Below are 12,582 nucleotides of genomic sequence, written 5' to 3'. Positions count from 1 at the left end.
CCTGTCGTGCCGCGCCGGCGGGCGCGGATGAGGGGGAAGGGTTCTCAGACGGCGTGCGGCCGGTCGGCCACCGCGGCGAGGGTCGGGCCGAAGAACGCGAGGTCTAAGCGGTCGAGCACGGACTTCACGGCGCCGATCAGCGGTGCGTCGGCGCCCAGGGCGGTCGAACGAACGGACACGTCGAGGGTGCGCAGCCGCCGCATCGCCTCGGAGACGCGCGGGAGGAGCAGGTCCTCCGCGTCCTCCAGCCCGCCGCCCAGGACGAACAGGTCGGGCGACACCGTCCAGGCGAGGGTCGACAGCAGCTCGGCGAGGTGCGCGGCGAAGGCGTCGAGCTCGCGCAGCGCATCGGGATCGCCCGCGCGCGCGGCGGCGACGGCCGCGAGTGCGTCCTCCCGCTCGTCGTGCCGGGGCGAGGTCAGGCGGCCGAACGGCGTGTCCTCCATCCGGCTCGCCCCCATGGCGCCGGCCTCGACCACCTCGCCCGCCGCTCCGCGGAAGCCGCGGTGCACGGAGCCGTTGATCACCAGGCCGATGCCGGTGCGGTTGCCGAAGATGCACCAGGCCGAGGTGGCGGCGTCGGCCGAGACTCCGCGCCAGCGCTCGGCGAGCGCCGCCAGGTTCGCGTCGTTGTCGGCGAAGACCGGCACGCCGAGCCGGGCCGACACGGCGTCGGCCAGTCCGAAGCCGTTCCACCGCTCGGAGTTGACGAGCCGGCTGACGACGCCGGCCTCGTCGATCGCGCCACCGGCGGCGATGGCCCCGGCGCGGATCCGCTCGCGCGGCAGCCCCGACTCCGTCACGGCCGCCTCGACCGCGAGGGCGGCGTCCTCGACCGCGGTCACGGGGTCGTGGTAGTCGCGCAGGGCCAGCATCGCCCGGCCGAGGATCCGGCCGCGGATGTCGGAGACGACCGCCGAGGCGAAATCCGTGTCGATGCGGACCGCGGCGACCAGCGCCCGGTCGGCCCGGAAGCGGAACGTCCGCGGCGGACGCCCCACGTCGGAGCGCGCCGGATCGGGCGCGGTCTCGTCGACCCAGCCCTCGTCGCAGAGGCTCGAGAGGATCAGCTCGACGGTGCGGCGCGAGAGGGCGACCTCGCGCACGAGCACCGCCATCGTCACCGGCTCGTCGTGCTCGGCGAGCGCGCGCAGCACGACTCCGGAGTTGAGGCGGCGGAGGGTGCTCGGGTCGGCGCCGGCCCTCATGCGACGAGCTCCCCGGGGAGGAGCGGCACGGCTCCGCAGGCGGCCTCGACCACGATCTCCACGCCCGCGGCTCCCCTCACTTCATCCCCGTCGCGACGATACCCTGCACGAAGTAGCGCTGCAGGAGCAGGAAGAGCACCAGCACCGGCAGCATCACGACGACCGCTCCGGCCAGGACGAGTCCGTAGTCGGTGACGTTCTGCGCCGCCTGCCGCGTCGCGGCGAGGCCGACCGGGAGCGTGTAGGTCGAGGTGTCCTGCGCCACGAGCAGCGGCCAGATGAAGTTGTTCCACGCGGCCAGGAACGACATGATCACGACCGTCGCGAGCGCGGGGCCCGCCAGCGGCAGGAACACCTGCGCGAAGATCCGCAGCTCGCTCGCGCCGTCGATCCGCGCGGCCTCGAGGAGCTCCTCCGGGATGCTCTCGGCGAACTGCCGCACGATGAAGATCGAGATCGGCAGCACGAGCGAGGGCAGCGCGATGCCCGCGAGGGTGTTCACCAGCCCCAGGCGCACCGTGACGACGAACTGCGGCACGAAGACCGCCGAGAACGGCATCATCAGCGAGATCAGCACCGCGACCATCGCGAACCGCTTGCCCGCGAAGTCGAGCTTGGCGAGCGCGTAGCCGGCGGCGGCCGCGGCGACCACGTTGCCTGCCACCACGACTCCGGCGACGATCAGGCTGTTGGCGAGGTAGCCGGTGAAGCCCGCCTGCGCGAAGAGGCGGCCGAAGTTCTCGAGGGTCACCGCCGACGGGAGCCACGCGCCGGGGTTCGCGCTGATGTCGGCGGTCGTGCGGAGCGACCCCGAGAAGACCCAGACGAAGGGCAGCAGGGTGATCGCCGCGAGGACGGCGAGCACCGGGTAGAGCACGAGGTGCCGCCGGCGCTCGGCGATCGCGCGCGTGGTGGTCTCGCGGGCCGGCGGACGCGGTGCGGTGGCCGGCGGCGCGACGGGCGGACGGGTGGCGGTGGTGGTCATGAGCGGGACCTCAGCAGACGGAACTGCAGCGCGCTGACGAGCGCGACGATGAGCAGGAGGAGGAAGGACGCGGCCGACGAGACGCCGATGTTCCCGAAGCCGAACTGGCGGTAGGTGTACAGCGCCATCGACTCGGTGGATCCGACCGGGCCGCCGCCCGTGAGCAGGTACGGCTCGTCGAAGACCTGGAGGAAGAAGACCGACAGCAGCACCGAGATGAGCAGCGTCGTGGGCATCAGCAGCGGCACGGTGATCGAGATCAGGCGGCGCCACGGGGACGCCCCGTCGAGCGAGGCCGCCTCGTGCACGTCCTCGGGCACCGACTGGAGGCCCGCGAGGAACAGGAGCATCGCGGTGCCGAAGTTGCGCCAGACGCCCAGCAGGATCACGACGGGCATGGCGAGCTGCTCGTCGCCGAGCCAGTTCGGGCCGGCGAACCCGATCGCTCCGAGGACCTCGTTGACCGTGCCGTTCTGGTTGAACGCGTACTGCCAGATCAGCGCCACCGAGACGATGTTGGTGACGACGGGGGCGTAGAAGAGCGCCCGGAACACGCCACGCAGCCGCCGGATGCCGGAGTTCAGCGCCAGGGCGAGCACGAAGCCCACCATCATCGTCAGCGGCACCCCGATCACGACGAAGTAGAGGGTGTTGAGCACCGAGCGGAGGAAGGCCGCGTCGCCCAGCAGGACCGCGTAGTTCTCGAGGCCGGTGAAGTCGACGCCGAACGGCTGCTGCAGATCGGCGCCGCGGATGTCGGTGAGGCTCATGCCGACGGAGGCGAGCACCGGGATCGCCGTGAACACCACGAAGATCACGGCGAACGGCGCGAGGAAGAGCCAGGCGATGCCGGAGTGGCGGCCGTGGCGGGAGCGGCGCTCGCGCACCGCTCCCACCGCGGACCGGCCGGCGAGGGCGGTCAGAGCCACGCGGTCACTCCGTGCCGATCGAGTCGGCCTGGCGCTGGACGGCCGCGAGCGCGTCCGCGGCCGACTCGCTGCCACGGGCGACCTTCTCCATCTCCTGGCCGAGCAGGGTCGACACCTGGGTCCAGGTGGTGACGGCGGGCAGCGGCTGCACGTTCTGCAGCTGCTCGAAGAACGCGTCCAGCAGCGGCTGGTCGGCGATCACCGGGTCCTGCCAGGCGTCGACCACGGCGGGCATGCTGCCCGCGGCCTCGTACTGCGCGATCTGGGTGTCCTGCTCGGCCGTGGCGCGCACGACCTTCCAGGCCGAGGCGGCGTTGTCGGAGGAGGCGGTCACGCCCCAGCTGCCGCCGGCGAGCTGACCGGAGTCGTTGTCGGGACCGGCGGGGAGCACGGCGGTGCCGATGTGCGCGTCGGTCCAGCCCTCCTCCTCGGCCGTGGTGTCGAGGGTCGCGACGACCCAGGGGCCGCTGATCATCGATCCCGTCTTCCCCGACACGAGGTACGGCTGCGCGTCGAGGAACTGCGGGGTGTCGGGCGAGGAGATGCCGTCGGCGAAGACCGACGCGTTGTACTCGGCCGCGGCGAGCATCTCGGGGGTGTCGAGGGTCCACTCCGAGCCGTCGTCGCTGAGGAGCTCGGCCCCGGCCTGGTGCGCGAAGGTGGCGAGGGTCTGCCCGTTGTAGGTGTCCCAGCCGACGTCGGCGCCGAATCCGCTCTCGGCGCCGCCGGCCTCGAGGCCCTCGAAGAAGGGGATCGTCTCGTCCCAGGTCGTCGGGGCCTGGACGCCGCCCGCTTCCGCGAAGTCGGAGCGGTAGATGAGCACGCGGGTGTACGCGTACCAGGGCACGGAGTAGGTCGTGCCGTCGCGCTCGCCCGCCTCCCACGAGCCCTGGAAGAAGCTGTCGGAGTCGACGAGGCCGTCGGGCACCGGTGCGAAGGCGTCGGACGCGAGGAACTGCGCCTGCGCCTCCGTGTAGAGGAACGCGATGTCGGGGGCGGTGCCCGCGGCGACGGCGGTCTGCAGCTTGGTGTTGTACTCGTCGGAGGGGACGAGGGTGATCTCGAGGTCGAGGTCGGGGTTCTCGGCCGTGTAGTCGGCGAGGACCGCGTCGAGCTGGGTGGCGTCGCCGTCGGGGGCCCAGAGGGTGACGGTGCCGGTGGCGGCGGAGTCGTCGACCGTGGTGGCGGCGGCGGCGTAGCCGGTGTCGGCCGAGCGGCCGCATCCGGTGAGGGCGAGTGCGGTGACGGCGACGACTCCGCCGAGCAGGGCGAGTCGGGAGGACGAGGCGGTGCGCTTCATGGAGGCTCCTGGGGTCCGGGCGCTTTTCGCTACTTTGTAGCGGAAGTCGGCGCAGGGCGAGGGTCGTGCGGAGGAGGGGCGGGCCGCCGGGTCCGGTTCGGTCCGGATTATGCGACCTTGTAGCAGAAGTGCGGGAAGAAAGACCCGGCCGAAGCCGGGTCGTGAACGAACCTAGGCCCCTGCTGTTTCGGGCGGATTACCCGCGCGGCACGCTCTCGTTACGGAGTGAGGGCGGCGGCGAGGGCCGCGGCCTGGGCGGCCCAGAAGCGCTTCGCGACTCCGGTGCGGCGGAACAGGGCGTCGAAGCCGTGGAACGCGCCCTGCACGATCTCGAGCTCGCAGGGCACGCCGGCCGCACGCAGGCGCTCGGCGTGGTGGACGTCCTCGTCGTGGAAGAGGTCGAGGGTGCCGACGCCGATCCAAGCGGGCGGGAGGCCCGTGAGGTCGTCGCGGCGGGCGGGTGCGGCGTAGGGCGAGACGTCCGCACCGCCGGGCTCGGTGCCGAGGTAGGAGGTCCAGCCGAAGCGGTTGCTGCCGGGAGTCCAGACACGGACGCCCGGAGGAGTGGGGCCGGGGCGGGTCACGGTGCGGTCGTCGAGCATCGGGTAGACGAGCAGCTGGAACGCGGGCTGGGGCCCGCCGCGGTCGTGGGCGAGCAGGGTCGCGCCCGCGGCGAGGCCTCCGCCGGCGCTCGCTCCGCCGATCGCGATGCGGTGGGGATCGACGCCGCGCTCGTCGGCGTGCTCGACGAGCCAGTGGAAGGCGGCCAGCACGTCCTCGAGGGCGGCGGGAGCGGGATGCGCGGGCGAGAGGCGGTACTCGACCGAGAGGACGGTGATGCCGAGGGTGCGGGCGAAGGCGATGTTCGACGCCTCGTCCTGGAAACGGCTGCCGAGCACCATCCCTCCGCCGTGCACCCACAGGAGGGCGGGGGCGGTCCCGCGGAGGATGCGGGGGCGGTAGCTGCGCGCGCGGATCGGCGGTGCGCCGTCGGCGCCCGGGATCTCGACGTCCTCGACGAGGAGGTCAGCGGGCGCCTCCCCGCCCACGGCCTCGCGGCGGGTGGCGAGGCGGAGCAGTCGCGGGCCGAGGGAGACGGGCGGGATCCAGCGGCCGAGCGCGAGATCCGGGTGGAAGAGGGACGCCGTCGCGGCGGTGCGGGCTGACGCGGTCATGCGGAGGCTACTCCCCGCGCCTCGACGGACGCCCCTCTCCCCCATTACGGGCGGACCAGCGTCTTGATCGCGCGGCGCTCGTCCATCGCGGCGTACGCCTCCGCGATCTCGTCGAGCGGGAGCTCGAGGTCGAAGACCAGGCCGGGCTCGATCGCTCCGCTGAGCACGTCGGGGAGGAGCTCCTCCATGTAGCCGCGGACGGGCGCGACTCCGCCGTTCACGCCGACGTTGGAGCCGAACATCTGGCGCACGGGCAGCTCCGGACCGCCGTTGGGCACGCCGACGTAGCCGACCATGCCGCCGGGGCGGGCCGAGTCGAGCGCCTGCTGCATCGACTCCTTGGTGCCGACGCACTCGAGGACGCAGTCGGCGCCGATGCCGCCGGTGAGCTCCTTCACCCGGGCGACGCCCTCGTCTCCGCGCGTCTCGACGATGTGCGTGGCGCCGAAGCGGGTGGCGAGCGCCTGACGGGACTCGTGGCGCGACATCGCGATGATCGTCGTGGCGCCGAGTCGCTTGGCAGCGAGCACGGCGCAGAGGCCGACCGCTCCGTCACCCACGACCGCCACGGTCGAGCCCGCGGTGACGCCGGCCGAGACGGCGGCGTGGTGACCGGTGCCCATGACATCGGCGAGCGTCAGGAGGCTGGGGATGAGCTTCGGGTCGGGATCGGTGCCGACGCGGAAGAGGGTGCCGTCGGCCAGCGGCACGCGCACCTTCTCGCCCTGGGCGCCGTCGGCGAAGCCCTCCTCGCCCACCTCTGCTCCCCACCAGCCGCCGGTGAGGCACGACGTCGAGACGCCGTTGGCGCAGTTGGCGCACGTGCCGTCGCAGACGTAGAACGGAGCGATCACGAAGTCGCCGACGGAGATGTCGCGCACGTCGTCGCCGACGGACTCGACGACTCCGACGAACTCGTGCCCGATGCGGTGCGCCTCCTTCGTCGGCGTGACGCCGCGGTAGGGCCAGAGGTCGGAGCCGCACACGCAGGCCGCGGTGACGCGCACGATCGCGTCGCGCCCGGTCGACAGGGTCGGCTCGGGGACCTCCTCGAGTCGGATGTCGCGCTCGCCGTGGATGAGTGTTGCTCGCATGAGGGATCTCCTGCTCGAGAGGGGGGTGGGGTCGTTTCCACGGTACGCCGGGGCGCGCGCGGGAGGCGGCGCGGGGCGGGGGCTTGCACGGGCGTGCGGAACGGGGCACAGAGGAGACGGGCGCAGAGGAGAGGCGCGGAGGCGCGGCCGCTCCGCTCGTCACGGCGGCGCCTCCGCCCAGCCGTCGCGCCCGACGATCACGTGCGCCAGGAACCCGAGGCCGCACGCCCTGGCCCCGTCGGCGAGCGCGCGGGTGGCGGCGCGGTCGGAGGGGAGCACGGTCGCGTCGCCGGAGTGGCTGTGCGCGAGTGCGACGCCGGCGGCTCCGCGGGAGAGGACCTCGGCCAGGACCGCGGGCACGGGGAGATCGGCGTGGGAGGCGCCTCCGTCGGCCAGGGCGAGGACGTCGCGCACCGCCCCGGAGGCGTCGAGCGCGACGGCGAGCACGGTCTCGTCGGGCCGGGCGCTCAACAGGGGGCCCACGAGAGCGGCGAGCTCGGCGGGAGTGGTGACGCGCGGCGCCCGGTGCGCGCGGTTCATCCGCCGGCGCAGCTCGAAGGACGCGACGATGCGGCACGCCGCGACCTCGCCGATGCCGCGCTGGCGGGCGAGGTCGACGACTCCGGCCCGCGCGACCGCGTCGATGCCGCCGAACCGGGCGAGCAGCTGCTGGGCGACGACGGTCGCGTTGGCGCCGCGGACGCCGTTGCCGATCAGGACGGCCAGGGTCTCGGCGTCGGTCAGCGCCGCCGGACCGTGCGCGCGCAAGCGCTCGCGCGGGCGCTGCTCGGGAGCGAGGTCGGCCATGCGGGGAGCCGGCGGAGGGAGGGACATGGCGGCGACGGTACCGGTGCGGCCGGGAGCCGCGAGGGCCGCTCCCCCGACGCTGTGGACGACTTCGCGGCCCCTCCCCTCTGTGGAGGAGCCTCCGCCGGCAGCCGCGCGCTCGAGTCCGCAGAAGTCGTCGTACTCGAGCTCGAGTACGACGACTTCTGAGGAGTGGAGCCGCCCTACGCCGCCGTCGGCAGTCCGGCGCTGACCACGAGACCGTCGCCGTCGTCCGACACGTCGACCAGCACCACGTCGCCGTCGCGGATCGACCCGTCGAGCAGCGAGGTCGCCAGCTGGTCGTCGATCTCGTGCTGCATCAGGCGGCGCAGCGGCCGCGCGCCGTACAGCGGGTCGTAGCCTCGCTCGGCGAGCCATCCGCGGGCGCGGGGCGTCACGGCCAGATCGAGCCGTCGCTCCGTCAGGCGACGCGACAGCCGATCGACGTACAGCGACACGATCTCGCCCAGCTCGGTCTCGTCGAGCGTCCGGAAGATCACGATGTCGTCGAGGCGGTTCACGAACTCGGGCTTGAAGGCCTGGCGCACCATCTGCTGCACCGCCTCGTCCTTCTGCTCGTTCGAGAGCGTCGGGTCGACGAGGAACTGCGAGCCGAGGTTCGAGGTCAGGATCAGGATCGTGTTGCGGAAGTCGACCGTGCGGCCCTGACCGTCGGTCAGGCGGCCGTCGTCGAGCACCTGCAGCAGCACGTCGAACACCTCGGGGTGCGCCTTCTCGATCTCGTCGAGCAGCACCACCGAGTAGGGGCGCCGACGCACGGCCTCCGTCAGCTGGCCGCCCTGCTCGTAGCCGATGTAGCCGGGAGGGGCCCCGACCAGTCGCGAGACGGCGAACTTCTCGCCGTACTCGGACATGTCGATGCGCACCAGAGCCTTCTCGTCGTCGAACAGGTGGTCGGCGAGAGCCTTCGCCAGCTCGGTCTTGCCGACGCCGGTCGGTCCGAGGAACAGGAACGAGCCCGTCGGACGGTCGGGGTCCGAGATGCCGGCGCGCGTGCGGCGGACCGCGTCCGCGACGGCCGAGACGGCCTGCTCCTGTCCGATCAGGCGCCGGTGCAGCTCGCGCTCGAGGTGGAGCAGCTTCTCGGTCTCGCCCTGCATCAGCCGGCCGACGGGGATGCCCGTCCACGCCGCGATCACAGCGGCGATGTCGTCGGCGGTGACCTGCTCGTTGACCATGCGGCCCTCGGCGGGCTCCTCCTCCTTCTCGGCGGCCGCGAGATCGCGCTCGATCACGGGGATGTCGCCGTAGAGGAGGCGAGAGGCGCGCTCGAGGCGGCCCTCGCGCTGGGCGCGCTCGGCCTCGATCCGCAGGGCGTCGAGCTTGTTCTTCAGATCGCCGACGCGGTTGAGGGAGGCGCGCTCGCGCTCCCAGCGCTGCTGCAGCTCGTCGAGCTGGGCGCCCCGGCGCGCGAGGTCCTCGCGCAGCTTCTCGAGGCGGGCCTTGGAGGCCTCGTCCTTCTCCTTCTTCAGCGCCAGCTCCTCGAGCTTCAGCCGGTCGACGGAACGGCGGAGCTCGTCGATCTCGACGGGAGCGGAGTCGATCTCCATCCGTAGCCGCGACGCGGCCTCATCGATCAGGTCGATGGCCTTGTCGGGCAGCTGGCGCGCGGTGATGTAGCGGTTCGACAGCGAGGCGGCGGCGACCAGGGCGGAGTCGGCGATCGCGACCTTGTGGTGCGCCTCGTAGCGCTCCTTCAGGCCGCGGAGGATCGCGACGGTGTCCTCGACCGACGGCTCGCCGACGAACACCTGCTGGAACCGGCGCTCGAGAGCGGCGTCCTTCTCGATGTACTCGCGGTACTCGTCGAGCGTGGTGGCGCCGATCATCCGCAGCTCACCGCGGGCGAGCATGGGCTTGAGCATGTTGGCGGCCGCGACCGAGCCGTCGCCGCCACCGGCGCCCATGAGCGTGTGCAGCTCGTCGATGAACGTGATGATGCGGCCCTCGGAGTCGTTGATCTCCTTCAGCACCGCCTTCAGCCGCTCCTCGAACTCGCCGCGGTACTTCGCGCCGGCGATGAGGGCGGACAGGTCGAGGCTGACGAGCCGCTTGCCCTTGAGGCTGTCGGCGACGTCGCCCGCGACGATCCGCTGGGCGAGGCCCTCGACGACCGCCGTCTTGCCGACGCCGGGCTCGCCGATGAGCACGGGGTTGTTCTTGGTGCGCCGGGTCAGCACCTGGCTGACGCGGCGGATCTCGGCGTCGCGACCGATCACCGGATCGAGCTTGCCGCTCGCTGCGATCGCGGTGAGGTCGACGCCGTACTGCTCGAGAGCGGACTGCTGCTCGTCCTGCTGGGGCGTACGACCGGCCTGCATCTGTGGTGTCCTCCGTGAAGATCAAAAGTTGAGTTCGACTGACTCAACTTTACCGCGCTGCGGGGTATTCCCGAAGGTCTAAGGGGTTCACGCGGTCAGCCGGCCGTCGCCCGCGCCGATCCGGAGCGAGGTGAGCGCGTCGCGCAGGATCCGCCGCAGCTCCGGCTCCCCCACTCCGGTGAGCGCCGCGATCTCGGGCTGCGTGTAGCGACCGGCGACCGCCAGGAGCAGCAGCTCCCGATCGGGGCACGGCAGGGCGAGGAGGCCGGTGCCCATCGGACGCCGGGCGAGCGCCCGCGAGGTGCCGAGGGTCTCGCAGAGCACCTCGAGCAGCCAGAGCACGGGCGTCTCGGAGCGCGCGCCCTCGGGGCAGCGGCGCCAGACCTCGGCGAACGCCTCGGTGCAGAGGCGGTCACGGGTCGCGGCGTCGGAGTGGACGGCCGCGACGGACGCCGAGAAGAGGGTGCCGAAACGGTCGAAGAGCGCGGCGAACGCGGCACGGTCGCCGGTGGCGGCGGAGCGGAGCAGGCGTGCGGCGGCGATCCCGACCGAGTAGACCTCGCTCGCGACCTCGTCGTCGGTCCCCGCACTCACAGGCTCAGCGTGTCACCGCGGCGACGACGGCGGGAGCAGTTGCGCCCGCGGGCGCTGCGGAGTAGGAGCGATCGCTCCGGGGCAGGAGGGCGCGGGTCAGAGACGCGGCCAGCGCGCGCGGGCGAAGCAGAAGACGCCGTACGCGATGAGGCCGACCGCGACGAAGCCGAGCAGGAACACGCCGAACGGCAGCTCCGTCAGCGACTTCAGCGCCTCGTCGAGGCCGCCTGCCTGCTCCGGATCGTGCTTCACCGCGGCGACGATCAGCAGCACGCCGAGCGCGCCGAGCACGATGCCCTTGGCGGTGTAGCCGACGATGCCGAGCCAGGTGACGACGGTGCCAGCGGTGCCACCGGGCTCCGCGACGTTCTCGAGGAACTTCTTGCTGACGCCCCGGTAGACGAAGACGCCGCCGATCGCGAGGACGATCACGCCCACGAGCACCAGCAGGACGACTCCGCCCGGAGCCGACAGCAGCTGAGCGCTGGCGCTCTTGGACGACTGGGACGAGCTCGAGCCGTCGCCCATCGCGAAGCGCAGCGCGGTCACGCCGAGTGCGGCGTAGACGACGGCCTTCGCCGCCTCCTTCAGCCTGCTGCCCCACTTCTTCAGCTCGGTGTCGCCCTTGACGACGAGGAACGCCTCGAGGATCCCCCACAGTGCGAGGCCGAAGAGGCCGACCGTGCACACCCAGAGCACCACGGTGCCGCCGGGAGTGGAGGAGAGGGCGCCGAGCGCGCCGGACTGGTCGGCCGATCCTCCGCCGCCCCGCGCGACCTGGAGGGCGATGACGCCGATGAGGATGTGCACGAGACCGTTCGCGGCGTAGCCGAACCGGGCGAGGGTGCGCACCGCCGTCGAGTCCTGCGCGTCGTCGGCCGCCTGCTTGGCCTGGGTACCACTCGGAGTGTTCACAGGCGGGACGCTACGCGTTTCCACAGGCCCCCACATCCCCTTGCGCTGTGTTCCCGCGGTCCGGTGGCCCTGTGGAGGAGTTCTCCCCACGGTTGTCCACAGTTCTCCACAGGGTTGTCCACACCTGTGGATTCGCTAGAACGGCTAGACGTCGACGGCGCGGACCAGGCCGTCCTGGACGGCGCCGAGCCAGTCGTAGACGCTGCGGATCGCGGCCGCGTTCTCGTCCTCCGGCTCGAGTCCGTCGTCGGAGTCGAGGATGCCGAGGCGGGCGGCGAGCGCGAGGCGCATGTCGGTGAGCGCGCGCATCCACGAGAGCGCCTGCGGCTCCTCGAGGCGCACCGAGATCTCGCCGAGGCCCGCGAAGACGCGTCCGTGCCCGGAGTCGTCCCCCGCGTCCAGCGCGGCGGTCACCGACCGTGCGTCGTCCATCTTGCGTCCGGCGAGATCGGGGGCGGTGAATCGCCGGAACTCGGCGGCGGCCTCGGCGTCGTCGCGGTAGGCGTCGGGGAGCAGGCGCGCGAGTGCAGGATCGGTGCGGGCGAGGTCGTCGTCGACGCTGCGATCGAGCAGCTCGAGCATCTCGCCGGCGAGGTGGCGGAGGATCCCCGCCTCCTCCCGGTCGAAGCGGGCGACGGCGGCGCCGGAGGAGTCGCGGCGGAAGGCACGCATCAGCGGGGGGCTCTCGAGGGGCGGACGGGGGTGCGGCGGGGCGCGGCGGTGAGGACCGCGGTGCTCATGCGTCGGCCTTCTGCAGCGTCGCCCACAGGCCGAAGCCGTGCATCGCCTCCACGTGCCGCTCCATCTCCTCGCGATTGCCCTGGGCGACGACCGCGCGACCCTCGGTGTGGACCTGCAGCATGAGGCGCTCGGCCTCGGCCCGGCCGAAGCCGAAGTAGCTGCGGAAGACGTACGAGACGTACGACATGAGGTTCACGGGGTCGTCCCAGACGAGCACGATCCACGGGACGTCCGCGGCGGAGCGGGTGCGCAGCCGCTCATCGGGGCGCTCGATGGTCTCAGGCACCCGTCCAGCCTAGGTCGCGGGCGGGCGGAGGGAGCGGCGCGCGGCGACTCTCCAGGAGTCGTCGTACTGGGGCTCGAGTACGACGACTTCCGCGGAGTCGGGCCCGCCGGGCCGCCCACTCTCCAGAAGTTGCGGGAAGCGCGAGCGATTACCGCAACTTTTGGAGAAGCGCTGGGCGGGGGGGG

The 12,582-nt window shown here is 72.5% G+C and carries 12 protein-coding genes; all 12 read right to left on the bottom strand.

From position 1 onward, the window contains the following. Nucleotides 1–44 precede the first annotated feature (44 nt). Nucleotides 45–1,208 carry an ROK family transcriptional regulator gene (locus tag ASF48_RS16630; protein WP_055794131.1) on the bottom strand — a complete coding sequence of 388 codons (1,164 nt, stop codon included), beginning with the start codon at nt 1,206–1,208 and terminating at the stop codon, nt 45–47. A gap of 76 nt (nt 1,209–1,284) precedes the next feature. Beyond that, the gene (locus tag ASF48_RS16625; protein WP_082481660.1) at nt 1,285–2,193 is read right to left on the bottom strand and encodes a carbohydrate ABC transporter permease; all 909 of its coding nucleotides are present in this window, start codon (nt 2,191–2,193) and stop codon (nt 1,285–1,287) included. Continuing rightward, the gene (locus tag ASF48_RS16620; protein WP_055794129.1) at nt 2,190–3,122 is read right to left on the bottom strand and encodes a carbohydrate ABC transporter permease; all 933 of its coding nucleotides are present in this window, start codon (nt 3,120–3,122) and stop codon (nt 2,190–2,192) included. The genes ASF48_RS16625 and ASF48_RS16620 overlap by 4 nt, the downstream gene beginning before the upstream one ends. A gap of 4 nt (nt 3,123–3,126) precedes the next feature. Next, complete coding sequence (locus ASF48_RS16615; RefSeq protein ID WP_055794126.1) at nt 3,127–4,422, bottom strand: extracellular solute-binding protein; 1,296 nt, start codon at nt 4,420–4,422, stop codon at nt 3,127–3,129. A 218-nt stretch (nt 4,423–4,640) separates the two neighbouring features. Beyond that, nucleotides 4,641–5,597: an alpha/beta hydrolase gene (locus ASF48_RS16610; RefSeq protein WP_055794124.1), complete on the bottom strand. Its 957-nt coding sequence runs from the start codon at nt 5,595–5,597 to the stop codon at nt 4,641–4,643. A gap of 44 nt (nt 5,598–5,641) precedes the next feature. Beyond that, entirely contained in the window at nt 5,642–6,691 is a 1,050-nt protein-coding gene (locus tag ASF48_RS16605) for a zinc-dependent alcohol dehydrogenase family protein (protein WP_055794123.1), read from the bottom strand. A 159-nt stretch (nt 6,692–6,850) separates the two neighbouring features. Beyond that, a complete protein-coding gene (locus ASF48_RS16600; RefSeq protein ID WP_082481658.1) occupies nt 6,851–7,525 on the bottom strand; it encodes a JAB domain-containing protein in 675 nt (224 codons plus the stop codon). Nucleotides 7,526–7,701: 176 nt separating this feature from the next. Then, entirely contained in the window at nt 7,702–9,861 is a 2,160-nt protein-coding gene (locus ASF48_RS16595) for an ATP-dependent Clp protease ATP-binding subunit (RefSeq protein WP_082481656.1), read from the bottom strand. A gap of 87 nt (nt 9,862–9,948) precedes the next feature. Beyond that, the gene (locus ASF48_RS16590; protein ID WP_055794119.1) at nt 9,949–10,455 is read right to left on the bottom strand and encodes an RNA polymerase sigma factor; all 507 of its coding nucleotides are present in this window, start codon (nt 10,453–10,455) and stop codon (nt 9,949–9,951) included. A 96-nt stretch (nt 10,456–10,551) separates the two neighbouring features. Further along, the gene (locus tag ASF48_RS16585; protein ID WP_055794118.1) at nt 10,552–11,370 is read right to left on the bottom strand and encodes a DUF1206 domain-containing protein; all 819 of its coding nucleotides are present in this window, start codon (nt 11,368–11,370) and stop codon (nt 10,552–10,554) included. 144 nt (nt 11,371–11,514) lie between these two features. Then, nucleotides 11,515–12,042, bottom strand: coding sequence for a DUF2017 domain-containing protein (locus ASF48_RS16580; RefSeq protein WP_055794116.1), 528 nt, complete (start codon nt 12,040–12,042; stop codon nt 11,515–11,517). A gap of 64 nt (nt 12,043–12,106) precedes the next feature. Continuing rightward, nucleotides 12,107–12,397 (bottom strand): ATP-dependent Clp protease adapter ClpS, encoded by a 291-nt coding sequence (gene clpS / locus ASF48_RS16575; protein ID WP_055794114.1) that lies wholly within the window; start codon nt 12,395–12,397, stop codon nt 12,107–12,109. Nucleotides 12,398–12,582 lie beyond the last annotated feature (185 nt).

It is taken from the genome of Rathayibacter sp. Leaf299, from assembly GCF_001423055.1.
Classification (GTDB): Bacteria; Actinomycetota; Actinomycetes; order Actinomycetales; family Microbacteriaceae; genus Rathayibacter; species Rathayibacter caricis.
This window is presented reverse-complemented; position numbering and strand designations above follow the sequence as displayed.